Genomic DNA, 23,995 nt, shown 5'->3' with positions numbered 1-23,995 from the left:
TCACGCTATTTTTTTATAACATATTATTATGAGTGAAAATAAAAATCAAAAAAAGCAAGGTCAGATAAATATTGAGATTGATGAAAAAGTTGCTGAAGGAACTTATTCTAATTTAGCAATTATTAACCATTCGGTTTCTGAATTTGTAGTGGATTTTGTTAGTATTATGCCTGGTACACCTAAAAGTAAGGTTAAATCTCGTATTATTTTAACACCGCAACATGCTAAACGCTTGTTAAAGGCTTTAGGTGAAAATGTAACGCGATTTGAAAATGCACATGGTGAAATCAAAGATTACGAGCAACCACCAATTCCTTTGAATTTCGGACCCACTGGTCAGGCCTAAATTAAATTTGAGAAAGGTTGCTCGACATGTTTCCATGTAGCAACCACCAATTCCTTTGAATTTTGGACCCACTGGTCAGGCCTAAATTTAATTGGTTGAAGTTGCTCGACATGTTTACATGTAGCAACCACCAATTCCTTTGAATTTTAGACCCACTGGTCAGGCCTAAATTAAATTTGAGAAAGGTTGCTCGACATGTTTCCATGTAGCAACCACCAATTCCTTTGAATTTCGGACCCATTGGTCAAGCGTAATGCAGCATAAATTGCGATAAATAAAAAAGAGGCTTGTGCTTAATTAACAAGCCTCTTTTTTATTTATACAATATTGTAATGCACCAGATGGGCATTTTTTTACTTGTCTAATAATCTCATCACTTGAAGCACCATCTAGGTCTATCCAAGGAATTACAGAGTTTCTAAAGACATTTGAAAGTTCGCGAGCGCATCGTTCGGCATTGATGCAAGCACTTGGGTTGTAAGTTACAGTAATATCATTATTACTGAAAACATTGTCATTTGTTTCCATAAGTAGATCATTATTTGGGGTTATAATCTATTTTAAATGTATCTATCCAAGTTTTACCACACTTAAAATTATCGATTAAAAGTATGAAATATTCGGTAAAAAGCAAATATTTACACAAATATTAGATGAATGACATGCTTTTAATTGAATTCTGAAGTAAAATGAAAGGTAATACTGGGGTATTTCTGTTGAGTCATCTGTAATGAAAAAGCCGAATCTGCTAAAAACACCAATTGATTTTGCTTGTCTTTAGCCAAAAATCGTTGTTTTACTCTTAAAAACTCTTTAAATTCTTCACTCTTCTCATCTTCAGGATCTACCCAACATGCCTTATGCACATTTAGGTTTTCGTAAGTACATTTGGCACCATATTCATGCTCTAATCGGTATTGAATTACTTCATATTGCAATGCACCAACAGTTCCAATTACTTTTCGACCATTAAGTTCCAATGTAAATAATTGCGCTACACCTTCGTCCATTAATTGATCAATACCCTTAAAAAGTTGTTTTGATTTTAGAGGATCAGCATTGTTAATATACCTAAAATGTTCAGGCGAAAAACTCGGAACGCCCTTGTAATTAATGGTTTCACCTTCCGTTAAAGTGTCACCAATTTTAAAATTTCCGGTGTCATGTAATCCCACAATATCACCAGGATAAGATATATCTACAATTTCCTTTTTTTCTGCAAAGAAAGCATTGGGGCTTGAGAACTTAAGTTTCTTATTGTTTCTTACATGTAAATAGGGTTTATTACGTTCAAACTTACCTGAAACAATTTTGACGAATGCTAATCTATCACGATGATTAGGATCCATATTGGCATGTATTTTAAATACAAAGCCAGTGAATTTATTTTCATCTGGTTTTACCAGACGTTCTTCACTTTGCTTTGGCCTTGGTTTTGGAGCTATTTCAACAAAGCAATCCAATAATTCACGAACACCAAAATTGTTTAATGCAGAACCAAAAAACACAGGTTGTTGCTTGCCATTTAAATATTCTTCTTTATTGAAATCTGGATAAATACCTTCAACTAATTCAATCTCTTCGCGTAAAGTGTCTGCAGCTTTTTCTCCAACAAGCTTATTTAATTCAGGAGAACTTAAATCAGAAATTTCTATGGTTTCTTCAATATTTTTCCTACTATCACCACTGAATAAATTTACGTTCTTTTCCCAAAGGTTGTAAATACCTTTAAAATCGTAACCCATTCCAATAGGGAAACTCAATGGAACCACACTCAACCCTAATTTTTGTTCTACTTCATCTAATAAATCAAAAGCGTCTTTACCTTCACGATCTAGTTTATTAATAAACACAATCATTGGAATATTACGCATGCGGCACACTTCAACCAATTTCTCGGTTTGTTCCTCAACACCCTTGGCAACATCAATCACAACAATAACGCTATCTACAGCTGTAAGCGTTCTGAATGTATCTTCAGCAAAATCCTTGTGTCCAGGCGTATCAAGAATATTGATTTTAATGCCATCATATTCAAAAGCTAGAACAGAAGTCGCTACAGAGATACCTCTTTGGCGTTCAATTTCCATAAAGTCACTTGTGGCACCTTTTTTTATTTTATTACTTTTTACGGCACCAGCTTCTTGTATGGCTCCACCAAACAATAATAACTTTTCTGTTAAGGTGGTTTTACCAGCATCTGGATGCGATATAATACCAAAGGTTCTTCGTCTTTCTATTTCACTTTTAAAACTCATAATATGCTTTGAAATATGGGATGCAAAGATACTTTTTAAATTGTCATTTTTTAAAGCCTTAACACATTTTATAATTAAGAATGATATTATTAATGTATATCTTGGTATTTTTGTGATACTATGGAAGAAGAACTAGTCATTCTCGTTAATGAAAACGATGAACAAATTGGATTGATGCCCAAAATGGAAGCTCATGAAAAAGCACGTTTACATCGTGCCTTTTCGGTTTTTGTATTTAATGACAAAAATGAACTTATGCTTCAGCAACGCGCATTACACAAATACCATTCTCCAGGCTTGTGGACAAATACTTGCTGTAGCCATCAACGTGCAGGAGAAACCAATATTGAAGCTGGAAAGCGACGTTTACAAGAAGAAATGGGTTTTGTCACAGACTTAACAGAAACAACTTCATTTATCTATAAAGCCCCTTTTGATAATGGACTCACGGAACATGAATATGATCATATTTTAGTTGGAAGATATCATGACGCTCCTAATATTAATCCTGATGAAGTAGCCGACTGGAAATGGATGTCTTTAAACGCTGTGAAAGAAGATATCAAGCTGAACCCTGAAATTTATACGGCTTGGTTTAAAATAATATTTGATAAATTCTATAATTATATTAACATACCACAAAATGAAAGTAACGGTTAGTAGAAAGGCACATTTTAATGCGGCTCATAGACTTTATAGAAAAGAATGGGATTTTGAAAAAAATGATGCTGTTTTTGGTAAATGCAATAATCCTAATTATCATGGCCACAACTATGAGTTAATAGTTAGCGTTACTGGTGAAATTGATAAGGAAACTGGTTATGTAATTGATATGAAGGTGTTGAAAGATATTATAAAGAGTGAAGTTGAGGATGCTTTTGACCATAAAAACTTAAATGTTGAGGTGCCAGAATTTAAAGAGTTAAATCCAACAGCGGAAAACATTGTAGTTGTTATTTTTGATAAAATGAAAACAAAGCTACCTGCTAATTTAGATCTTGAAGTGACACTTTATGAAACACCAAGGAACTTTGTTAGTTATAACGGAAATTAATGAGTAGTAATCTGTATCCTTTAAAATTTCACCCTATTCTAAAAGAAAAAATTTGGGGTGGAAATAAATTGAAAAAACTATTAAACAAAGCTTCGAGTTTGCCAAATATTGGTGAAAGCTGGGAAATTAGTGATGTTAAAGGTGATACATCAGTTGTTAGCAATGGAAACCTTCAAGGAAAATCATTGCAGGATATTTTAAGAGTATTTAAGTCGGATTTAATTGGTAAGAAAAATTATAACCAATTTGGAGACAAATTTCCATTACTTATCAAGTTTATTGACGCCAAAGAAGATTTATCTATTCAGTTACATCCTAATGACGAATTAGCTTCTAAACGTCATAATTCTTTTGGTAAAACCGAAATGTGGTATGTTATGCAGGCAGATGAAGGATCAAACCTAATTGTTGGTTTTAATCAGGAAATGACAGCTGAAAAGTACCTCAAGCACCTTAATGATAAAACGCTCACAAAAATTTTAAATTTTGACAAAGTAAAAACGGGAGACACTTATTTTATTGAGGTTGGTCGTGTACATGCAATTGGATCTGGTGTTTTATTAGCTGAAATACAGCAAACTAGCGATATAACTTATCGTGTTTATGATTGGGATCGTGTTGATGCTAATGGCAATGAACGTGAATTACATAACGATTTAGCTATTGATGCGTTCGATTTTAATATGCCTGATAATTTTAGAATTTCATATGAGAGGGAACAAAACATTTCAAATGAAATGGTTAAATGTCCTTATTTTACAACTAATTATTTAAAAGTAACACGTCCCATAAAGAAGCAAAATATACATGATTCTTTCTTAATTTATATGTGTGTTGAAGGAGAAGCAAATATCATGACAAATAGTATGCATGAAACTATTAAATTGGGAGAAACAATTCTATTGCCAGCAGCTATTAAAGACTTCGAAATTAGTTCTAAAAATGCCATACTATTAGAAGTTTATGTGTAATTTTGTGGCAAAATAAATTATAAAATTATGGCAAATAAAAGAGACCTAAAAAAAGATATTAATTACGTATTAGGTGATATTATTGAAGCTGTTTATGTTTGGGAATATTCAAATACAGACAAAGACACAAAAAAAAGTGAAGCTATTATTGACGAGGCTATTGAGACTTTTGACACTTTAATTGAAAAAGTAAATGATAGAAAAGTTGAAGATAAAAAAGCACACTTTAAAGCAATTAATCAGGAGCTTGAATCTAAAGGTCGTGAGTTAATCGAAAAAATAAACAAGTTAGGTTAATTTTTAAAAAATAATTTGCAATTATAATTTACAAGATTATATTTGCGAACTGTTTTGCCGATGTAGCTCAGCTGGCTAGAGCAGCTGATTTGTAATCAGCAGGTCGTGGGTTCGAGTCCCTCCATCGGCTCAAAATGAAAGTTCAGTTTAACACTGGACTTTTTTGTTTACAAAGGGTTTTTGAAATTATGAAATAGGGCGAGAAGTTTATCCTGAGCGCAGTCGAAGGGAGTCCCTCCATCGGCTCAAAATGAAAGTTCAGTTTAACACTGGACTTTTTTTGTTTACAAAGGGTTTTGAAATTATGAAATAGGGCGAGAAGTTTATCCTGAGCGCAGTCGAAGGGAGTCCCTCCATCGGCTCAAAATGAAAGTTCAGTTTGATACTGGACTTTTTTGTTTACAAAGGGTTTTTGAAATTATGAAATAGGGCGAGAAGTTTATCCTGAACGCAGTCGAAGAGAGTCCCTCCATTGGCTCAATAATCATAAAAAAGCCTCTCAATTTTGAGAGGCTTTTTTTATTGTTCATTTTTTCTTTTATTAATAAAGGACTCGAGTTCCCTGCCGTATTTTGAGTTTTTAATTTTGGGAGTCAATGCATTATTAATAGTATCCAACCATTTAATTTGAGCGTCATAAATCTCCGTTAGAGCTAAATAAGGAGCCAATTCACTATCATTATTAGTAACTGCAAAATTGACCGTGTAGAGGTATTTACTTTTCAATAAATTTTCAAAAGCTTTTTGGTTTTCTTCAATTAGGGTAGAATCATTAACAGCTTTGGCGTCATATTCAGTTTTAATTAAATCTAAATTCTTGTCATTAAAGCGCTCCATCATTTTTAAATATTCTTCTAATTTTTCCTGTTGAGAGGAACCTTTAATCTCTGCATTGAAAGCAAAATCCTTTAGGGTAGTATGTATTTCAGTAGTGCCTTTATCTGCGAAGAAAACTATTTTTCGATCACTATCTTCGTTTGTTTTGTTCAGGTGTAAATAAAAAACCTCTGGTGATTCTAAATCGGAATGAAGTATAAATTCTTTTTGACCTGTAATGGTCATAGAGTCAACATTTATCAGTGTAGAATCTTCAACTTTTTGTAAATAAACAGTTCCTTTCTTAAGGTCTTTAATTGTTCCTTTAACAGTTAGGTCGTGTTGTTTCTCATTCGCACATGAAACAATTAATAAGGCAATTATAATTGGGATTAAATTTCTCATTTACATTATAAAAATTAAGAGGGCAAATATCTTATAAAAAATGATTAAATACTAGCTAACGGCTGCTAATTCCATAAGAATTGTACAGCCAATAGCTGCGATAGTCCCAATGGCATATCCAAAGACAGCTAATAACACACCAACAGTAGCTAATGATGGATGGAATGCAGATGCTACAATAGGAGCAGAGGCTGCACCTCCAACATTGGCTTGACTTCCTACGGCTAAAAAGAAATATGGTGCTTTTATAATTTTAGCGATAATGATTAATAATACAGCATGAATGGTCATCCAAATTAGGCCTACTGCAATGAGTCCAGGGTTATCGAAAATAGAACCTAAGTCTATTTTCATACCAATTGAAGCCACAAGTATATAAATAAAGACGCTTCCAAATTTACTTGCACCAGCACCTTCATAGTTTTTAGCTTTTGTAAATGATAATAAAATAGCAATAAGAGTTGCAATACTTATCATCCAAAAGAATTGAGAGCCTAGAAATGTAAATGTGTTTCGCGTTGTTGCAGATTCAATATTACTTATAACACCTTCAAAATATGGTGCAAGTAGATTTGCTCCTATATGTGCAAGACTTACTGTTCCAAAGGCAATAGCAACAATAATCATGATATCAGTTAACGATGGATTACGTTTAACGCTTTTGGCGAAGGAGGTTACTTTTTCTTTTAAGCTTTCAATAGCTGAATTATCTGCTCGTAGCCATTTATCAATAGCTTTGGAACGTCCAATTCCAATTAAAATAATAGCCATCCAAATATTGGCAACAACAATATCTACAAATACCATTTTACCGTATTCAGATTGATTATAGCCATAAATTTCTAGCATAGCAGTTTGGTTGGCTCCACCACCAATCCAGCTACCAGCTAAAGTGGATAAACCTCTCCAGACAGCATCAGGACCAACACCTCCAACAGTTTCTGGTGACACCATGGAAACTAATAAAATGGCTATTGGACCACCAATCACAATACCTAAAGTACCAGTAAGAAACATCACAAGTGCTTTCCAACCTAGATTAAAAACAGCTTTTAAGTCGATGCTCAATGTCATAAGAACCAATGCTGCAGGTAGTAAATACCGACTAGCTACATAATATAGATTTGTACTATGTTTAGCTACCTCACCCGACTCTGACGTAGTTTCCCATTCAGGAGCAATAAGTCCGGCAGTCGTTAATACTGCAGGTAGCATATAGGCCATAAATAGTCCAGGGACAATTTTGTAAAATTTAGGCCAAAACCCTGTCTTTATAGATTCAGTATAAAAAATAAAACCTAACGTTAACATTAGGAGTCCAAAAACAATAGTATCGTCTGTAAAAAGTGGTGCTTCTTGCATGTTAGTTTAATTAGAACCGCAAAATACCAAAATAAATGGGTTAAAAAAAGCGACCTTATTGGTCGCTGTCTTTATTGTTGTTCTTTTTGGTTTTGGGTTCACGTTTATTATCCTTTAAATATTGCATTAGCATCCACTCAATTTGCCCATTAGTACTCCTGAACTCATCAGAAGCCCATTTCTCGATGGCTTTGAGCATCTCTTCATTTATTCGTAATGCAAAGGCTTTCTTTTTTGACATGTTCTTAAGACTTGTTTATTTTTTTGTAGTATAAGTAAATACCAATAGGTAATAATATACTAAAACTAATAACAGAGGGAATAAACCAAGAGCTAAATTGCATGTCATGTTCTTTGGCATTTTGTACAATATAATAAATAATATAGGCAAACATAATAACTGTTAAGGTGTTTACGACGCGAACAATCCGCGTGCTAAATCGGTAATTTTTTAAAGCATTTTCTTCTGTAATATTAACCATGTAATTATGTGTATGCGGAAATTTATTAATCATAAACAAACTAACATACATTACTGTTGATATTATTGGTAAAAACCATAAATAATTTTTACTGCTATAACCATCTGCTTCACCTTTAGCGTTAAAATGTGATGCAATGGTTTCGGGTAATTCTTGATATTCTACAATTAAGTAAACCCACATTAGTATTATAAGGGTAATAGATATTAATTCTAATACCACATCAAAACTTTCTAATGGAACTTTTATTCGCGGTCTATCATTACTCATCATCACTATCTATTTTTATCACGTTCAAAAACAATCCTTGTTGTTTGTTCACCAATGTGAATCACTCTCCAACCAGAAATGGCATGTTCATTTAAGGTCATTTCTAATTTTTTATTGTTGTTAGATAATCCCATTTTCCAGTTTACCACTTTATATTCCTTCATATCTAATTAATTTTCTTGTTTTTTATCCTTTTTAAAGACGGTGAGAGCTATTACTATCCCTATTAATGTTCCAATCATTGATCCATATATTAGGCTTATAGCAACATCTCCCGCCACAGCTCCAATTGTAGTGCCTATACTAGTTCCTAACGCACTTCCTATTGCAATACTGTATATTTGATTCTTACTCATTTTAATGATTTAAAGTTCCAGCATTAACTATAGGTGAAGCATCTTTATCACCACAGAGTATCACCATCAGGTTACTCACCATAGCTGCTTTACGCTCTTCATCTAGGTCTACAATTTGTTTTTTGCCTAATTCTTCTAAAGCCATTTCGACCATGCTTACAGCTCCTTCTACAATTTTATGTCTTGCAGCTACGATTGCTGTTGCTTGTTGACGTTTCAGCATGGCATTTGCAATTTCTTGAGCATAAGCTAAATAACCTATTCGGGCTTCAAGCACTTCAATACCAGCAATAGAAAGACGCTCATCAATTTCTCTTTCTAGAGCATTACTTACTTCATTAACACTTGAGCGTAGTGTAATGTCTTCATCAAGACCTTCGTCAGCAAAGTTGTCATAAGGATACATACTCGCTAATTTTCTAACTGCTGCATCGGTTTGTACACGCACAAAATTTTCATAATTATCAACATCAAAAGCTGCTTTGTAAGTGTTTTGAACACGCCACACCAAAATAGTACTTATCATTACTGGGTTACCGAGTTTGTCATTAACTTTTAAACGTTCACTATCAAAATTACTAGCTCGTAAAGAGATTTTCTTTTTCGTGTAAAATGGATTTACCCAATAGAAACCATTTTTTTTAACAGTACCAACATATTTACCAAATAGTAGCAGTACTCGTGAACCATTTGGTTGAACCATAATAAATCCCGGAGCAATAAGAATTGCAGCAATAATAATAGGTAGATATTCAGGATTTCCTGTAGTAATGGCAAAAACAATGGTGCCAAAAAACAGTATTAAAAATACGAACAACATGATGTAGCCGTTTGCAGGTACTATGAGTTTCTCTTCTTTCATGATTATAAAATTTATTATGATATTAAAATGATATCACAAATATATCATTAAAATAATTATCCTGCAAATTGAGTTTGGCACGCTAATTGAATTATAAATAGTGTTATTGTAACTTAACTTTAATTAAAGTGTGGTTACCTTAATTAAAGACAATAACATTTCATATTTTTGGTTGGTTAGTAAGTAAAAGCATCCCTCTCGGGATGCTTTTCTTTTTTTATATGTAACAGGAATTTATTTCTTAATGAAACTAGAAAGAGCTTCAACAAGTTCTGAAGAAATTGATCTGAAAGATTCGTTATAAGATTTTGAGTTTTCTAAATCGTCGCCTTCAATAATGAAAAGTACATGATTCATATTCTCAATAATTTTTAATTCAGCATTTGTATTGGCTTCCTTTAGCTGATTTGCCTCTTCAACTGAAACCTGAAGATCTTTTGTGCCATTTACAATTAGAATAGGAATCTCGACTTCTGAAATAATTTCTTTGGGTTTATATTGCATCCAATTGGAAATAAAGGGTTGTGTATCAATATTAAAAACAGATGCTAAGGCAGGAGGGTAGTCGGTTGTAGTTTCCCCTTTTTTAAGGATTTCAAATGTTTTTTGTGCATCTTCAGTTAATCCTGGTGCCATTTTTTGAATTTGTTCAGTAATAACCTCGTCAATGGTTTGACCAGCACCAGCCAATGAAATGAAACCGTTTACCTTTTCAGATAAAGCCAGCATACCAACTAAACTACCTTGACTGTGTCCAATGATGTAAATGGATTTAAATTGAGCTTGATTATGAAAATAATCAACAACTGATGAAGCATCTGTAACAAAATCATCAAACATGATATTTTTATCTACATTACCTTTCCTTATTTGTTTAACTATACGTTTATCGTAACGAAAGGTTGCGATACCCTCTTTAGTTAAAGCTTGCGCTAACTTTTTTAGGTTATTACTTTTTAGGAAATTCTGATTACCATCTCTATCTGTTGGTCCAGATCCAGCAATAATGATTGCTAAATAATCTGAATTAGCATTTTCAGGTAATAGTAGGGACCCTTCAATGTGTTCATTGATCACAATGCTAGTTTCCATTGGATTATCTTCTTGAGAAAAACTAATAAAATGAAAAGTGAGTAAAAAAATTAAAAAGGAAGCTCTCATATTATTCAGATTATAAAAATCAAATTACATTTTACTAACGTAAAAATAGGTTTTTATTATGTAAATGAGTTTACGATAATTATCAAAATCACAAAATTAAATCGTGCATTTCATCGATAAAATACAATATTTCAACTACAAATGTTAAAAAAAGATGCATTTCATCGAAAATAAATGTATTTAAACGTTATTTTTAAAATATAATTTTACATTTGATATGTACTAAAAGACATACTTTTTAGTTCAATGGATTAATTAATTAATATTTGCATTATGTCGTTGATACTAGAGACCCTAAATCTAACAGCATAATAAAAATGCAAATTAAACTAAACCGAGGTTGAGGGACCTCGGTTTTTTTTTTTAATAGATATTCCTAAATGTTAAATTAATGCGCTCGCTAATTGGTTTTTGTGTTTTAGGTATTTGATGCAACCAATGATGTTGCATAGCACCTGACATAATTAATAAACTGCCATTTTTTAATAATAGTTTATGTCTTGCAGTTTTTATATTTCGATGTTTAAAATGAAACATTCTTTCCGCTCCCAAACTTAAGGAAGCTATAATGGGATTAGTTCCTAACTCTTTTTCATTGTCGGCATGCCAGCCATTACTATCTTGCCCGTGGCGATACAAGTTTAAGAGTACCGAATTAAATTCTGACTCTACGGTTATTTCTATTTTCTTCTTGATGCTAAATAATTCTGAAGACATTGGTTCAGGATGCATGTTGACATTTGAATAGGTATATGTTTTGTTTGTTTCAGCATATAAAGCTGTTAATCTAGGTTGTTTGTAGGTTTTTCCAAAAAGGGTTATATCATCATGATGCCAATTGGTTTTATGCTTCAAGTGTTCAAAAAGTTTATGAGCTTCATCGGTTTTTAGAAAATCAGTAACATATGTGATATGAGCATCAGGTAATTCAAGAACGGTTTTTTGACTTGAAAACAAATCCATAGGCGATTTTTTTTCTAAATTAGCAGTTAGCATATGAAAATCAAAGTAATTCTACTTCTTATTGTTTTTGGTACACTTGCATTAGTGAGACAAAATCACTTACCTGATAATTTTGTGTACGCCAAATCCATTATTCCTGATCTGGAAGTAGAATTACGCTACTATGGGAGCAATAATTTTGTGGGCGACACTATTGATGGATATCATGCTAACAGGCTTATAATTACTAAACCAACAGCCCAAGCTCTTAAATTAGTTCAAGCAGAACTACAGCAACAAAACTTATGCTTGTTGGTTTATGATGGTTATAGACCGCAAAGGGCTGTAAATCATTTTATACATTGGGCAAGGGATTTGAGCGATACTATCAATAAACAGCAATTTTATCCTGATGTTGTTAAAAGACATTTATTTAGAGATGGATATATAGCCTCACAATCAGGACATAGTCGAGGGAGTACATTGGATTTAACCATAATTGATGCTAATACATTAGAGCCTTTAGACATGGGAAGTCCTTATGATTTTTTTGGTGAAGAATCTTGGGTTGATTATGCTGAAATTTCAGAAAAGCAAAAACAAAACCGTCAACTATTGCAGACGGTTATGTTAAAACATGGTTTTAGAAACTATCCCAAAGAATGGTGGCATTTCACTTTACGAAATGAGCCATTTCCTGATACATATTTTGATTTCGAAATTAAATAGTTTAGGGTTTCTTATGAACTAAAAGCCTAAAATAAACATCAATCCAACAGTATTAAGATTTTTCATTTTTTGTTCATCAACAATAATCTGATTATTATTGGTTTCTAATTTTGAAAAGTCAGATTGACCTAAATAATTCAAACCTAGGCTAAATCTATCGCTCACTTCATATAAGAATCCTAAACCTAATTGAAATCCAAAATTCCAACCTTCATAGACATCTTCTACTTTTCCATTTACAAAAGTATATTCATCATTGATAATAGTTTGGGCGTAAGGGCCTAAATAAGCAAATACTTTAAAATTATCTCCTACATTTTTGTCAATACTTAATAATAGTGGAATTTTAATAAAGTTACGTTCGTGGTAAAATTGCCCAGCTGAATTAAATCCGTTACCACTTAACTGATTTAATCCAACACCAGTAGCAATACCATAGTTTTGGGAAAATTTGTAGTTAAGAACCAAATCTCCTGAATTACTATTTAGATTGTAATTTGCTTCATTGTCATTGTCAACAATACCATAACCAATACCTCCGTATGCAATGACACTAAACTTGGAATAACTGGTTTCTTCAGTTTCTTGAGCGAATAACGCGCTCGAAATAAACAATAGTAATAAAAACGAAATTGATTTTAAATGTTTCATAATTTTTCTTTTTGTTTAAAGATAATGATATTATAAACGAACATAACTTGCTCTTTATTTCAAATACCAATGATGCTATTGATTTTTTAAATACAAAAAAACCACTTCAGTCAGGAAGTGGGTTTTTAATTTCATGACACCTGGAGCAGACTATTCTATTTTTTTAGCAGGCATGTCACGACCACCTTGATGTAAAACTAAACTGGTAACAACACCTGAATCATCTTTATTAAAGTCAATACTTGCTGTTACTACTTTTAAAAAGAAGGTGTCTTCGTCTTCGGCAAAAATTTCAAATTGAGGTTGACCTGTTAATTGACCAAAAAGTTGTCCATTAGCTGTAGTTACTTCAATAATAAAACCGGGTTGTAATTCATATTTACCAACATATGTATCAAGTATTTCTTGAGAAACTGTAATGCTTGGTTTCTCAACAGGTGCTTTCTTATCTGTTATTCTTCCTATTATTTCTTTTCCACTTAATTGCATGGTTACTTGTTTTAATCCATTAGAGTCTTTTGAAAATTCGTAACTTGTATTATTAGCATCAAATATAAATTTGTTAGGTGACAACGGGTAAACCTCCATTTTCGTACTACCTTCTCGCTGACTGAATATTTTTCCATCTTCAACAGTAACATAGCGTAATACATTGCCCTCAAATTCGTATGTGCCAGTCCAAGCATTTAGCTGCTCGTTGGTTAAGGTAATTGCATCGTCTTTGGTTGGAATAGGTTTACCAATTGCTAAAGCACCAATTTGTGTTGCTAAACCAGTTACATTTTTGCAGTTACAATTACTTAATGCAGAAACAAATATTTTTTCTTCTGGAAAATAAATTCCCATAGTAGTATAGCCAAAAATACCACCTCCATGTTGTATGGTTCTTGAACCACTAATTTTTTCTTCACCTAAACCATAACCATAAGTAATGTGCTCGCCATTATTCAAGGTAGAACCATGAATGGCTTTTTCATAACTCTCTTTACTGATTAATTTATGGTTATTCAGTGCGTTTTGCCAAATTAATAAATCGTTCGTAGTAGACATGAGTGAACCTGCCGCATACGGTAAAGTCATGCTTAAATAATTTGAATTTTCAAACCCATTTGGACCTTTTTGATAACCATCAGCTCGATTAGGAATAATTTGATTGTTATTGCCATAATAGGAATTAGACATGCCTAGTTTTTCAAAAATGTTCTTTTCAATAAAATCTTCATATGTCATTTTTGAAACCACTTCAATGATATAGCCGAGTAGGATATAACCAGAATTATTATAACGAAATTCTTCACCTGGATCAAAATCCATAGGTTCGTTTTTAAAATGATCAATTAGTTCAGTAGGTGTCATATCTTGCGCTGCAAACTTTTGAAAACTTGGCATTCCTGTATAACTTTTAATTCCAGAGGTATGGTTTAATAAATTATGGATGGTAATTGTTTTTCCTTTAGTTGGATAATCTGGAATGTATTTTAACATGTCGTCAGATATATTAAGCTTTCCTTGTTCTTCTAACATTAAAATGGCAACTGCAGTAAATTGTTTGGTTATAGAACCTATTTCAAATACATTTTCTGTTGTCATTGGAACATTCAATTCTAAACTCGCTAAACCAAAAGCCTTTTGATAAATAGGTTTTCCGTCTTTCGCTATTAAAATGGATACACCAGGACCATCTTCTGGATACATTTCTGATGCCATTGCATCAATTTTTTGATCTAAACTTTGAGCTTGTAATGAAAAGGTGAGTAGGAATAATATAAGAAAGGAGATTCCGAAAAAGTGAGTTTTTGTGTTTTTCATAAGTTGGTTATATTGGTTTTTAGAAATGTACGATTTTATAATATGACGCCCAAATGACCAATTGGTTACAAAAAAACCACTTCGGTAAGGAAGTGGTTTTGAATATATGTAGGATGCTGAAAAATTCAGCGTTTCAACTACTTAATCATGTCATAGCTTCGTTTAATGAAGTTCGTTAACTCTTGACCTTTTAGTAAACCTTGACTCAATCGGGCTAAATCTAAACTTTGATTAATTAGACGCTCTTGTTTTTTCTTGGTTTTGGTATTTAATATCTCTCCAACCAAATCAGAGTTTGTATTGACCACCAAGTTGTACATTTCCGGCATATTACCCATGCCAAACATACCGCCTCCGCCAGTTTGTTGCATCTCTTTCATACGACGCATAAATTCTGGTTGCGTAATCATGAAAGGAGCTGCATCACTATCCATAGTTTCTAATTGCACCATAAACTTTTCTGAAGGAATGATTTCTTTTAATAATTCATCTAACGTCTTCTTTTCGTCATCAGACAATTTAGAAATTTTGGTATCGTCTTTCTTGATTAAGTTGTCAATATGATCTGCATCTACACGAGCAAATGAGATATTTTCCTTGTTACCTTCTAGTTTTTGCATCAAGTGAGAAACGATTGGCGAATCTAATAATAACACCTCGTAACCTTTACCTTTAGCGGCTTCAATGTAACTGTGTTGCGCATCTTTATCTGATGCGTATAAAATAACAAGTTTATCATCTTTATCGGTTTGCTTCGCTTTTATAGCATTGTATAACTCGTCGTAGGTAAAGTATTTACCATCTACTGTTGGATACAGAGCAAAAGCATCTGCCTTTTCGAAGAATTTTTCCTCTGATAGCATACCATATTCAATAACGATTTTAATATCATCCCATTTCTTTTCGAAATCTTCACGATTGTTATTAAAAAGTGACTTCAATTTATCGGCAACTTTACGTGTGATGTACGATGAAATTTTCTTTACTGCACCATCGGCTTGTAAATAGGAACGCGAAACGTTTAATGGAATATCTGGAGAATCGATTACACCACGCAACATCGTTAAGAATTCTGGTACAATACCTTCTACATTATCCGTTACAAAAACCTGATTTTGGTATAGCTGAATTTTATCCTTTTGAATGTTTAAATCATTCGTCATTTTCGGGAAATATAAAACCCCAGTTAAGTTGAACGGATAATCTACATTTAAGTGAATGTGGAATAAAGGCTCTTCGAATTGCATAGGGTACAATTCGCGATAAAAATCATTATAATCTTGATCCTTTAAATCTGCTGGTTGTTTTGTCCAGGCAGGATTCGGGTTGTTGATGATATTGTCAACCGTAATCTGTTTGTGAGGTTCGGTTGTTTCTTTGCCGTCTTTGTCTTTTGTGGTTTTTGGCGTGAAGTCTGGATCATTTACTTCTTTAGTTCCAAATTTAATTGGCACTGGCATAAACTTATTATACTTAACCAACAACTCACGAATTCTTGATTCCTCTAAAAACTCCTTGTCATCATCTGTTATATGAAGAATGATTTCGGTTCCTCGGTCTTTTTTATCAGCTGGTTCTAGTGTGAATTCTGGTGAACCATCACAAGTCCAGTGAGCAGCAGGTTCATCTTTGTAAGATTTAGTAATGATTTCTACCTTATTTGCTACCATAAAAGCAGAATAGAATCCTAATCCAAAATGACCAATAATTCCAGAATCTTTAGCTGCATCTTTATACTTATCTAAAAATTCTTCAGCACCAGAAAAAGCCACCTGATTGATGTATTTTTCAACTTCTTCGGCTGTCATACCAATACCTTGGTCAATAATGTGAAGTCTCTTGCCTTTTTTGTCTATTTTAACTTCAATCTGTGGGTTGCCATATTCTACATTGGCTTCACCAATACTGGTTAAATGCTTCAGCTTTAGTGTAGCATCTGTTGCATTACTTATTAACTCACGTAAAAATATTTCGTGGTCACTATACAAGAATTTTTTAATGAGTGGGAAAATGTTTTCAACCGAAACATTAATATTTCCTTTTGTCATGATTTGTTATTTTATTTTGTCACCTCGAGCGCAGTCGAGAGGTCTTTTAGTTCTCGACTGTACTCGAACAGACAGATTAATTAAATATTTGTTCTGCAAACAGAATAGACAAAAAAAGTACCAAGAAATAAAATGTGACAAACTGACATTTCGAATACAAAATATGCCATTCAATTGAATGGCATATTGAAGATTTTAAATTATTGACTTTAAATTTTCTTTAAATTTAGAAACTTGTTTTTCAGTATAATGACCATTAAATTGCAAATAGTCACCATTTTTATTTAAGACTAGAACTCCATAACAGCTTTCTTTTCGACTGAAAAAATTATCATATAGAAAATTAGCCTTATCATAAAAAAGAGTTTTATCTCTGTTGTGTTTTTCAGAACACACGAAAATATTTGAACAATCTTTTATGTCGATTTTCTCATAGAAATCTTTCCACCATTTAGTATATCCTGTTTTATGAATATGATTATCAAAATGACAATCTGAACGTGGTTGAGAGAAATTAATAATTAATATTTCTTTAGAATCCCAATTGTAATAATTGTTCATAAATTTCATTTGACCTTCATTAAGCTTTCCCGTGAAATCATATTCAATGGTTTGCTTGTCATTTTGAGTAAAACAAGAGTATGTGAAATGAAAACATAAGAATAAAAAAAATAGCTTTTTCATGTAATACTTCTTGAATATTAATCTTTCATTGATTCTTCAGGTGCTTTTACTTCAGCTTTGTTTTTAACATGTTGCTCTAGCCATTGATCTTGTTCCCAAAGCATGTGCATTATGGACTCTTTTGCAGCGTAACCATGACTTTCTTTAGGCAACATAACCAAACGCACTGGAGCGCCTAGACCTTTTAAAGCATTAAAGTAACGTTCACTTTGTAATGGATAGGTTCCTGAATTATTATCGGCTTCACCATGAATTAATAATAACGGTGTTTTCATAGTATCGGCATGCATAAACGGTGACATGTTATAATATATTTCTGGAGCTTCCCAATAATTCCGTTCTTCGCTTTGGAAACCAAAAGGCGTCAATGTTCTGTTGTATGCACCACTTCTGGCAATACCTGCCGCAAACAAGTTAGAGTGTGATAGCAAATTGGCTGTCATAAAGGCACCATAACTATGACCACCAACCGCAACACGATCTCGGTCAATATAACCCATATCATCTACAGCATCAATAGCAGCTTTGCCGTTTGCAACTAATTGTTTAATGAAACTGTCATTTGGTTCTTCGTCACCTTCGCCAACAATAGGGAATGCCGCATCATCTAAAACCACATAACCACGTGTTACCCAATAAATTGGTGAACCATAATACGGATAGGTAAACTCATTTGAACTAGAGGTATTTTGACCTGCGCTATTTTTGTCTTTATACTCACGTGGATAAGCCCACATAATCATAGGATATTTTTTACCAGCTTCATAATCGGTAGGTAAATAGAGTGTGGCACTTAAATCTAAACCATCATCACGTTTGTAATTTATAACTTGCTTTTCAACATCTTGAATACTTTTGAACGGATTTTCAAATTGCGTTAATGGAATTAATCCGATACGTTTTTTAATGTTTCGGATATAATAGTTAGGATATTCATTTTTTGATTCTATTCTAACTACAAATTCACCCTTTTTAGCATCTAAAGCACTTGAGATATCTTCAACTTTATCAGTAAGTTGCGACTGATACAACCGATTGGTTTTTTTTGTTTCTAAATTTAATTCATCAACAAAAGGAAACTTACCTTCATTACTGTATCCATCACCAATGAGGTAAGCAGAATTATTGTCAAGATCTAAAACGTACTCATTAAATTCATTTTTAGTAGTTACAAAACTTCCAGGATCATTATATCTATCTTGATAATTCCTGTCAAACAAAATTTTTACATCATTCGGTTTAGATGGGTTAAAAACGTAGGTTCTGGAATTTCTGGTATTCCACCAATAATCGTATGCTACAGCAATGTTGTCATTTCCCCAAATAATTCCGCTAAACCTATCCTTGGTTTTTAAAATGGATTTTGCTGGGCCATCAAATGGCGCTTCTTGTTGGAATACTTCATCGCGATAAGGAACTTCATTGGCAGGATCACCACCATCCAGCACTTCGGCCCAAACCAATGTGGCTGGTTTGTCATTTCTCCAAGTAAAGTCTCTTTTACCTTTACGCTCAGCCATAAAGCCTTTTGGTAAATCTTCAATCAAAGGAACCTCTAGAACAGTCTTAACTTTATCACCATTACTTTTATAAATAGTTGAAGCCGATGGAAATCTATAATAAGGAACTAAATATGAAAATGGCTTGTTGATAGTGGTTATCATAATATATTTTCCATTAGGAGAAAATGATAAACCTCGATACATATCGCTTGTTTTCCATAATGTTTTTGATCCATCAAGATTAATCTTATAGATTTCAGACTTGGCTAATTGTTCAAAATTATGTTCGTCATTTTTATTTTTTAGCAAATCTTGGTAAGTTCTGTTTTGAGCTTTAACACCAGCTTCGCTAACAGAAACGGTTGGACCTGTTGGGATTGCTTCTTTTGTGTTAATTAAAGGTTCTCGGTCTTTTGGAAGCATTTTAACTAGCATTGATTCACTGTCCTTAAACCAAGTAACAGGATCACCCATATTAGCATTTAAATTGGCATTAGTAATTTTTTTAGTCGAAGCATTTAAAACATCTAACAACCACAGTTCCGCACCATTGGAAACTGTATTGGTAAACGTCATATACTTTTGATCTGGCGACCAAGAGAAGTTTGCATATCGCCCGTTTTCTGGCAGCCCTGTTATGGTTTGTGGTTCACTGCCTTTACCATTTTTAACTTTTATATCAGTGTAATAGCGTGTTCTACTGCCAATATTAGTCACAGGGTTTATTCGTAAACCGCCGAGACGTAATTCGGTTTCTGAAAGCTCTTCTATGGTTTTATAGTTGCTACGGAATAAAAATACAATGTTGTCACCTTTACTATCCATACGGATACTTGGTGCCAGAGGCGCTTCGGCTAATTCAAGAATATTTTGATGAGGTTTTTGATAAGTAAGATTTTCTTGTGAAAAACTGTAAGAAATGCATAAAAATAGGCATAATGTAAAAATACGCTTCATGACAACTGGTTTTAATTAGAGCCTTAAAGATACTTAAAAAGAATACTGTTAAAAAGTTAATAAATCTTAAACTTTATTTGTTATGCATGCATAACGATTACAATTGACAATTCAAATCTATTAGGGTGTAAATGGTTAAATTGCGTGACATATTTAAACCTAGAAGGCATGTACAATTCAAAGATAATTGGCTTAGGACATTATGTTCCTGAAAATGTAGTAACTAATGACGATCTGTCTAAAATGATGGATACTAATGATGAATGGATTCAAGAACGAACCGGAATCAAAGAACGTCGTTGGGCTGTAAAGGAAACGGGTGATACTACTGCAACAATGGGTGTAAAAGCTGCTAAAGTAGCTATAGAACGTGCCGGAATTGATAAAGATGATATTGACTTTATAATATTTGCCACCTTAAGTCCGGATATGTATTTTCCTGGACCTGGTGTACAAGTACAACATGCATTAGATATTAAAACGGTTGGTGCTCTAGATGTAAGAAACCAATGTTCAGGTTTTGTTTATGCACTTTCTGTTGCTGATAATTTTATAAAAACAGGCATGTATAAAAATGTGCTTGTTATTGGTAGTGAATTGCATTCTCATGGATTAGATAAAACAACACGAGGACGAGGTGTGACTGTTATATTTGGTGATGGAGCAGGAGCAGCCGTTTTGACTCGTGAAGAAGATAATTCTAAAGGTATTTTATCGACGCATTTACATTCACAAGGTGAGCATGCTGAAGAGTTAGTTTTGGTAGCACCAGGTATGGGTAAGCGCTGGGTAAATGATATTTTAGAAGAAAATGATCCAAATGATGAAAGTTACTATCCGTATATGAATGGGCAATTTGTCTTTAAAAATGCAGTAGTACGGTTTAGCGAAGTGATTATGGAAGGCTTAAAGAAAAATAATTTACAAGTTGATGATATTGATATGCTAATTCCACATCAAGCGAATTTACGGATCGCTCAATTTATCCAGAAAAAATTCAAATTGAATGATGACCAAGTATTCAATAATATTCAAAAATATGGAAATACAACAGCAGCTTCAATTCCTATTGCTTTAACCGAAGCTTGGGAACAAGGCAATATAAAAGAAGGCGATACGGTTGTGTTGGCTGCCTTTGGAAGCGGTTTTACTTGGGGAAGTGTGATTATTAGGTGGTAAGCTTCTTTAATAATAGAAATGGGTAAATAAAAAAACCCGAGGCAAGATTGCTTCGGGTTTTTTCGCTATTAACCAATTTTAACTAACACTAACCGTAAGAAGTTTTACAGTTATATTACTTAAAAACTTATCACTTATCTATATAGACGTAAAAAGTCTGTTTTTATTTCATTGATAACAGATTTTAACTATCATTTAACATCCTTAATTCAAAAACCCAAGGCAGTGACACCTTGGGTTTTCTTATTTAATAGCCAAACAATAACACTAACCATCAACTATTATGAAGGCTACCAAATATATTATATAAATCCACCACTTCCTGATTTCTCATTGTCATCGCGGTTTTTACGTTGTAATGCTCTGTACTTATTTCCTCCAAAACGATAAGAAAGATTAATATTCCACGTATTACTTTCCCAATAGAATCCGCCTATAGAAGGCACAGGATTTTCACCGTCAAATTCAAAAGCCATGGTATTAAAAATATCGTTGTAGTTAAAACTTACTGTAGCTCTGTTGTCTTCCAAGAAGCTATATCTGATTCCTGTATTTACAAAATACATAGGTTTTCTTGTAAACTGAATGCCTTCTTCTTCACCACGGTATAAAGCAAAAAGCGACAAATCTAAATTTTTAACCAGTTTAAAATTATTAAAAACTCTGAAGTTCCATATAATATTATCCGCTGTTACTTCTTCAGTAATGATGTCATCTTCTGTTGGCTCTTGACCTGGAGGTGCAATAACACGTTCGGTGAATCCTTTTTGTTGTCTTGAATACATATCAAAACTAGCATTAAAACTCCACCATTTTGTCGGTCTGTAATTACTAGATAGTTCGATACCATAGGCTGATGTGTTGTCAAAATTCTCAAAGGTCAGGATGTACTTGTTATAATCTAAACGGTCTACAAAAACAGCACGATTAATTTCGTCTTCAATAAGTCTGTAAAAAACACCAGCAGTTACCGAACCTTTTTCAAAATTTCGAATATAATTTGCTTCTATCGAGTTTGTAAACTGTGGTTCCAATTCTGGATTACCAACGTTGGATAGTAGTGGCGTGCTCCATTCACGAATAGGATTAACCTGTCCAACACCAGGCCTATCAACACGTCTGCTATAACTTACTTGATAAGTGTTTTTTTCACTAGGTGTGTAGGTTAAAAACGCCGAAGGGTAAAGCTGAAAATAATCATTTTCAAATGGATTTACTTCAGATGCGTTTTCTAAAAAGTTGGTTGCAACAGCATCAACGGTTACGGTTTCAGCTCTAACACCAAATTGATAGCTCCATTTTTCTAATGATTTCCCATAAGTAATATAGGCCGAATAGATGTCCCGTTTATAATCATAAAATGTTGAAGGTGTTGGTATAAATTCGTCACCATTATCAATAATGTCATCTTGATTTGGATTTGTGGATAGTCCAGAAGAATCATAATTAACTTCGGTATCATACAAACGTGCTTCTAGACCTGCTTCTAACTTGGCTTCATCGCTTAAAGGATTTACATAATCAACATTTACAATAGCTTGCGCCCGATTAGTATCAACATAATCTTCATAATTTGGTGGAAAAGCAATATTTACAAAATCGAAATTGGCATTTTCTTCTTGATTAAAATCACTGTAATCGACTTCAACATCTAATTTTTCACCTTCTTTTTTAAAGTTGTGTTTATAGGCCAAATTGTATTGCGACGAAATATTGTCTATAGTGTTGTTGAATAATTGACTTTCGGTAGGTCTATTTTCATATTCTACATCAGTTGTACTATCTGTTTTACCATCAAAAACATTTTGATTAGTAAAGAAGGATATGGTATTGGCTTCGTTTAAATAATAATCTAAACCTACTTTGAATAGATGGGAGCTACCAGTTCTATCAGTATCAAATATTTGATTAGATAGGTTGTCTGTTCTGTATATATTCCCATAGCTAGCATTAGTTCCAACATTATTACCGTAATTGCCATACAAATTGAATTTCCCGTTACGGTAATTCATATCTATAGATCCATTGAATCTGGCATTTATCTCTTTAGTTAGACCTAGATTAATATTACCGTTAAATCCAATATTAGTATTTTTATAAAGAATGATATTAATGAGACCGCTCATACCTTCAGGATTGTATTTTGCTGAAGGGTTTGTAATTAATTCTATTTGTTTAATAGATGTTGAAGGAATCTGTCTTAAGAGTTGAGCAATAGGAACATTTGATAATGTGCCGTCTATCATAACACGAACATTCTCGTTCCCTCGTAGGCTGATATTTCCAGTTTGCTGATCGACGCTAACCGATGGAATATTATTCATAATGTCAGAAGCGGTAGCGCCAGCAGTAGTTAAATCTTTACCAATATTAACCACCTTACGATCTACTTTTTGTTCAATAGTAGATACTTCAGCAATAATTGTTACTTCATCCAAACCTGTCGCTTCTTCTTGTAAGGGTAAAGTTCCTAAATTAATATCCTTATTATCTCTATTGATTTCTATTGGTTTGTCTATGCTTTTATAACCAATAAACTGAATAGTTACTATATATTTTCCTCCTGGAACTTTTTGTAAAACAAACTTACCGTTGTCATCAGTTATAGTACCATTAATGGTTTCCCCTGATTCACTTTTTAAAATAATAGTTACATATGGTAAGGGTTGTTGTAATGTTTCGTCTATTACGGTTCCTGTAATAGTTCCACTAATAAGAGTCGGAATATTATTTACAGAAGTTTGAGCTTGTGAGAATAGAGTTAATAATAACAACAAGCATATTGCTAATAGCTTTTTCATCTGATTGGTTGTCTTTTGATTGATGTTTTATTTTTTGTTATTATTATTACAGA

At 33.1% G+C, this 23,995-nt stretch carries 24 protein-coding genes and 1 tRNA gene; 8 read left to right on the top strand and 17 right to left on the bottom strand.

Going from position 1 to position 23,995, the window contains the following annotated elements:
- Positions 1 to 28 precede the first annotated feature (28 nt).
- Positions 29 to 346 carry a DUF3467 domain-containing protein gene (locus HGK31_RS08055; protein WP_104734431.1) on the top strand — a complete coding sequence of 106 codons (318 nt, stop codon included), beginning with the start codon at positions 29 to 31 and terminating at the stop codon, positions 344 to 346.
- A gap of 297 nt (positions 347 to 643) precedes the next feature.
- Here the strand turns inward: HGK31_RS08055 and HGK31_RS08050 are convergent, their stop codons facing one another.
- A complete protein-coding gene (locus HGK31_RS08050; RefSeq protein WP_104734430.1) occupies positions 644 to 874 on the bottom strand; it encodes a (4Fe-4S)-binding protein in 231 nt (76 codons plus the stop codon).
- A gap of 140 nt (positions 875 to 1,014) precedes the next feature.
- Positions 1,015 to 2,604 carry a peptide chain release factor 3 gene (locus HGK31_RS08045; RefSeq protein ID WP_191859278.1) on the bottom strand — a complete coding sequence of 530 codons (1,590 nt, stop codon included), beginning with the start codon at positions 2,602 to 2,604 and terminating at the stop codon, positions 1,015 to 1,017.
- A gap of 120 nt (positions 2,605 to 2,724) precedes the next feature.
- Between HGK31_RS08045 and idi the strand changes: the two genes are divergently transcribed.
- The 5 genes from idi to HGK31_RS08020 all read left to right on the top strand — a co-directional run bounded on the left by idi (position 2,725) and on the right by HGK31_RS08020 (position 5,056).
- Complete coding sequence (idi, locus tag HGK31_RS08040) at positions 2,725 to 3,264, top strand: isopentenyl-diphosphate Delta-isomerase (RefSeq protein ID WP_104734428.1); 540 nt, start codon at positions 2,725 to 2,727, stop codon at positions 3,262 to 3,264.
- Positions 3,248 to 3,658, top strand: coding sequence for a 6-pyruvoyl trahydropterin synthase family protein (locus tag HGK31_RS08035; protein WP_191859277.1), 411 nt, complete (start codon positions 3,248 to 3,250; stop codon positions 3,656 to 3,658). The genes idi and HGK31_RS08035 overlap by 17 nt, the downstream gene beginning before the upstream one ends.
- Positions 3,658 to 4,629 carry a type I phosphomannose isomerase catalytic subunit gene (locus HGK31_RS08030; protein ID WP_191859276.1) on the top strand — a complete coding sequence of 324 codons (972 nt, stop codon included), beginning with the start codon at positions 3,658 to 3,660 and terminating at the stop codon, positions 4,627 to 4,629. Before HGK31_RS08035 ends, HGK31_RS08030 begins: the two co-directional genes overlap by 1 nt.
- A gap of 27 nt (positions 4,630 to 4,656) precedes the next feature.
- Positions 4,657 to 4,926 (top strand): hypothetical protein, encoded by a 270-nt coding sequence (locus HGK31_RS08025; protein WP_104734425.1) that lies wholly within the window; start codon positions 4,657 to 4,659, stop codon positions 4,924 to 4,926.
- A gap of 56 nt (positions 4,927 to 4,982) precedes the next feature.
- A tRNA-Thr gene (locus HGK31_RS08020) sits at positions 4,983 to 5,056 on the top strand.
- Positions 5,057 to 5,445: 389 nt separating this feature from the next.
- Here HGK31_RS08020 and HGK31_RS08015 read toward each other — a convergent pair.
- The 9 genes from HGK31_RS08015 to HGK31_RS07975 all read right to left on the bottom strand — a co-directional run bounded on the left by HGK31_RS08015 (position 5,446) and on the right by HGK31_RS07975 (position 11,603).
- The gene (locus tag HGK31_RS08015) at positions 5,446 to 6,147 is read right to left on the bottom strand and encodes a DUF4369 domain-containing protein (protein WP_191859275.1); all 702 of its coding nucleotides are present in this window, start codon (positions 6,145 to 6,147) and stop codon (positions 5,446 to 5,448) included.
- Between the two features lie 51 nt (positions 6,148 to 6,198).
- Positions 6,199 to 7,509, bottom strand: a complete 1,311-nt coding sequence (locus tag HGK31_RS08010) for a DUF819 family protein (protein ID WP_191859274.1) — start codon at positions 7,507 to 7,509, stop codon at positions 6,199 to 6,201.
- Between the two features lie 55 nt (positions 7,510 to 7,564).
- On the bottom strand, positions 7,565 to 7,750 hold the full coding sequence (locus HGK31_RS08005; RefSeq protein ID WP_191859273.1) for an Arc family DNA-binding protein: 186 nt from the start codon (positions 7,748 to 7,750) through the stop codon (positions 7,565 to 7,567).
- 4 nt (positions 7,751 to 7,754) lie between these two features.
- A complete protein-coding gene (locus tag HGK31_RS08000) occupies positions 7,755 to 8,264 on the bottom strand; it encodes a DUF1648 domain-containing protein (protein WP_191859272.1) in 510 nt (169 codons plus the stop codon).
- A gap of 2 nt (positions 8,265 to 8,266) precedes the next feature.
- Positions 8,267 to 8,425: a DUF4177 domain-containing protein gene (locus HGK31_RS07995; protein ID WP_103051374.1), complete on the bottom strand. Its 159-nt coding sequence runs from the start codon at positions 8,423 to 8,425 to the stop codon at positions 8,267 to 8,269.
- Positions 8,426 to 8,431: 6 nt separating this feature from the next.
- Positions 8,432 to 8,617: a hypothetical protein gene (locus HGK31_RS07990; protein ID WP_191859271.1), complete on the bottom strand. Its 186-nt coding sequence runs from the start codon at positions 8,615 to 8,617 to the stop codon at positions 8,432 to 8,434.
- A gap of 1 nt (position 8,618) precedes the next feature.
- Positions 8,619 to 9,479: an SPFH domain-containing protein gene (locus HGK31_RS07985; protein ID WP_104734420.1), complete on the bottom strand. Its 861-nt coding sequence runs from the start codon at positions 9,477 to 9,479 to the stop codon at positions 8,619 to 8,621.
- Between the two features lie 234 nt (positions 9,480 to 9,713).
- Positions 9,714 to 10,640 (bottom strand): alpha/beta hydrolase, encoded by a 927-nt coding sequence (locus HGK31_RS07980; RefSeq protein ID WP_191859270.1) that lies wholly within the window; start codon positions 10,638 to 10,640, stop codon positions 9,714 to 9,716.
- Positions 10,641 to 11,003: 363 nt separating this feature from the next.
- Positions 11,004 to 11,603, bottom strand: a complete 600-nt coding sequence (locus HGK31_RS07975; RefSeq protein ID WP_191859269.1) for an alpha-ketoglutarate-dependent dioxygenase AlkB family protein — start codon at positions 11,601 to 11,603, stop codon at positions 11,004 to 11,006.
- Positions 11,604 to 11,636: 33 nt separating this feature from the next.
- Between HGK31_RS07975 and HGK31_RS07970 the strand changes: the two genes are divergently transcribed.
- Positions 11,637 to 12,311, top strand: coding sequence for a M15 family metallopeptidase (locus HGK31_RS07970; protein ID WP_191859268.1), 675 nt, complete (start codon positions 11,637 to 11,639; stop codon positions 12,309 to 12,311).
- Between the two features lie 18 nt (positions 12,312 to 12,329).
- On the opposite strand, the gene HGK31_RS07965 is transcribed toward HGK31_RS07970, so the two are convergent.
- The 5 genes from HGK31_RS07965 to HGK31_RS07945 all read right to left on the bottom strand — a co-directional run bounded on the left by HGK31_RS07965 (position 12,330) and on the right by HGK31_RS07945 (position 19,962).
- The gene (locus tag HGK31_RS07965) at positions 12,330 to 12,962 is read right to left on the bottom strand and encodes an outer membrane beta-barrel protein (protein WP_191859267.1); all 633 of its coding nucleotides are present in this window, start codon (positions 12,960 to 12,962) and stop codon (positions 12,330 to 12,332) included.
- A 150-nt stretch (positions 12,963 to 13,112) separates the two neighbouring features.
- The gene (locus HGK31_RS07960) at positions 13,113 to 14,771 is read right to left on the bottom strand and encodes a serine hydrolase (protein ID WP_191859266.1); all 1,659 of its coding nucleotides are present in this window, start codon (positions 14,769 to 14,771) and stop codon (positions 13,113 to 13,115) included.
- Between the two features lie 137 nt (positions 14,772 to 14,908).
- A complete protein-coding gene (gene htpG / locus HGK31_RS07955) occupies positions 14,909 to 16,819 on the bottom strand; it encodes a molecular chaperone HtpG (protein ID WP_191859265.1) in 1,911 nt (636 codons plus the stop codon).
- 195 nt (positions 16,820 to 17,014) lie between these two features.
- Entirely contained in the window at positions 17,015 to 17,503 is a 489-nt protein-coding gene (locus HGK31_RS07950; RefSeq protein WP_191859264.1) for a hypothetical protein, read from the bottom strand.
- A gap of 17 nt (positions 17,504 to 17,520) precedes the next feature.
- Positions 17,521 to 19,962, bottom strand: coding sequence for an alpha/beta hydrolase family protein (locus HGK31_RS07945; protein ID WP_191859263.1), 2,442 nt, complete (start codon positions 19,960 to 19,962; stop codon positions 17,521 to 17,523).
- Between the two features lie 168 nt (positions 19,963 to 20,130).
- On the opposite strand from HGK31_RS07945, the gene HGK31_RS07940 reads away from it, so the two are divergent.
- Positions 20,131 to 21,141 (top strand): 3-oxoacyl-ACP synthase III family protein, encoded by a 1,011-nt coding sequence (locus HGK31_RS07940; RefSeq protein ID WP_191859262.1) that lies wholly within the window; start codon positions 20,131 to 20,133, stop codon positions 21,139 to 21,141.
- A 302-nt stretch (positions 21,142 to 21,443) separates the two neighbouring features.
- Here HGK31_RS07940 and HGK31_RS07935 read toward each other — a convergent pair whose 3' ends face one another.
- Positions 21,444 to 23,942: a TonB-dependent receptor domain-containing protein gene (locus HGK31_RS07935; protein ID WP_191859261.1), complete on the bottom strand. Its 2,499-nt coding sequence runs from the start codon at positions 23,940 to 23,942 to the stop codon at positions 21,444 to 21,446.
- Positions 23,943 to 23,995: the final 53 nt, after the last annotated feature.

It is taken from the genome of Hanstruepera ponticola (assembly GCF_012931685.1).
Lineage (GTDB): Bacteria > Bacteroidota > Bacteroidia > Flavobacteriales > Flavobacteriaceae > Hanstruepera > Hanstruepera ponticola.
Note: the sequence above shows the minus strand (reverse complement) of the source record. Positions and strands in the feature narration are given on the sequence as shown.

Excerpts from the sequence above, each read along its gene's own strand:
- HGK31_RS08055 (WP_104734431.1), top strand. The coding sequence starts at position 29 with ATGAGTGAAAATAAAAATCAAAAAAAGCAAGGTCAGATAAATATTGAG.
- HGK31_RS08050 (WP_104734430.1), bottom strand. The coding sequence starts at position 874 with ATGGAAACAAATGACAATGTTTTCAGTAATAATGATATTACTGTAACT.
- HGK31_RS08045 (WP_191859278.1), bottom strand. The coding sequence starts at position 2,604 with ATGAGTTTTAAAAGTGAAATAGAAAGACGAAGAACCTTTGGTATTATA.
- idi (WP_104734428.1), top strand. The coding sequence starts at position 2,725 with ATGGAAGAAGAACTAGTCATTCTCGTTAATGAAAACGATGAACAAATT.
- HGK31_RS08035 (WP_191859277.1), top strand. The coding sequence starts at position 3,248 with ATGAAAGTAACGGTTAGTAGAAAGGCACATTTTAATGCGGCTCATAGA.
- HGK31_RS08030 (WP_191859276.1), top strand. The coding sequence starts at position 3,658 with ATGAGTAGTAATCTGTATCCTTTAAAATTTCACCCTATTCTAAAAGAA.
- HGK31_RS08025 (WP_104734425.1), top strand. The coding sequence starts at position 4,657 with ATGGCAAATAAAAGAGACCTAAAAAAAGATATTAATTACGTATTAGGT.
- HGK31_RS08015 (WP_191859275.1), bottom strand. The coding sequence starts at position 6,147 with ATGAGAAATTTAATCCCAATTATAATTGCCTTATTAATTGTTTCATGT.
- HGK31_RS08010 (WP_191859274.1), bottom strand. The coding sequence starts at position 7,509 with ATGCAAGAAGCACCACTTTTTACAGACGATACTATTGTTTTTGGACTC.
- HGK31_RS08005 (WP_191859273.1), bottom strand. The coding sequence starts at position 7,750 with ATGTCAAAAAAGAAAGCCTTTGCATTACGAATAAATGAAGAGATGCTC.
- HGK31_RS08000 (WP_191859272.1), bottom strand. The coding sequence starts at position 8,264 with ATGATGAGTAATGATAGACCGCGAATAAAAGTTCCATTAGAAAGTTTT.
- HGK31_RS07995 (WP_103051374.1), bottom strand. The coding sequence starts at position 8,425 with ATGAAGGAATATAAAGTGGTAAACTGGAAAATGGGATTATCTAACAAC.
- HGK31_RS07990 (WP_191859271.1), bottom strand. The coding sequence starts at position 8,617 with ATGAGTAAGAATCAAATATACAGTATTGCAATAGGAAGTGCGTTAGGA.
- HGK31_RS07985 (WP_104734420.1), bottom strand. The coding sequence starts at position 9,479 with ATGAAAGAAGAGAAACTCATAGTACCTGCAAACGGCTACATCATGTTG.
- HGK31_RS07980 (WP_191859270.1), bottom strand. The coding sequence starts at position 10,640 with ATGAGAGCTTCCTTTTTAATTTTTTTACTCACTTTTCATTTTATTAGT.
- HGK31_RS07975 (WP_191859269.1), bottom strand. The coding sequence starts at position 11,603 with ATGGATTTGTTTTCAAGTCAAAAAACCGTTCTTGAATTACCTGATGCT.
- HGK31_RS07970 (WP_191859268.1), top strand. The coding sequence starts at position 11,637 with ATGAAAATCAAAGTAATTCTACTTCTTATTGTTTTTGGTACACTTGCA.
- HGK31_RS07965 (WP_191859267.1), bottom strand. The coding sequence starts at position 12,962 with ATGAAACATTTAAAATCAATTTCGTTTTTATTACTATTGTTTATTTCG.
- HGK31_RS07960 (WP_191859266.1), bottom strand. The coding sequence starts at position 14,771 with ATGAAAAACACAAAAACTCACTTTTTCGGAATCTCCTTTCTTATATTA.
- htpG (WP_191859265.1), bottom strand. The coding sequence starts at position 16,819 with ATGACAAAAGGAAATATTAATGTTTCGGTTGAAAACATTTTCCCACTC.
- HGK31_RS07950 (WP_191859264.1), bottom strand. The coding sequence starts at position 17,503 with ATGAAAAAGCTATTTTTTTTATTCTTATGTTTTCATTTCACATACTCT.
- HGK31_RS07945 (WP_191859263.1), bottom strand. The coding sequence starts at position 19,962 with ATGAAGCGTATTTTTACATTATGCCTATTTTTATGCATTTCTTACAGT.
- HGK31_RS07940 (WP_191859262.1), top strand. The coding sequence starts at position 20,131 with ATGTACAATTCAAAGATAATTGGCTTAGGACATTATGTTCCTGAAAAT.
- HGK31_RS07935 (WP_191859261.1), bottom strand. The coding sequence starts at position 23,942 with ATGAAAAAGCTATTAGCAATATGCTTGTTGTTATTATTAACTCTATTC.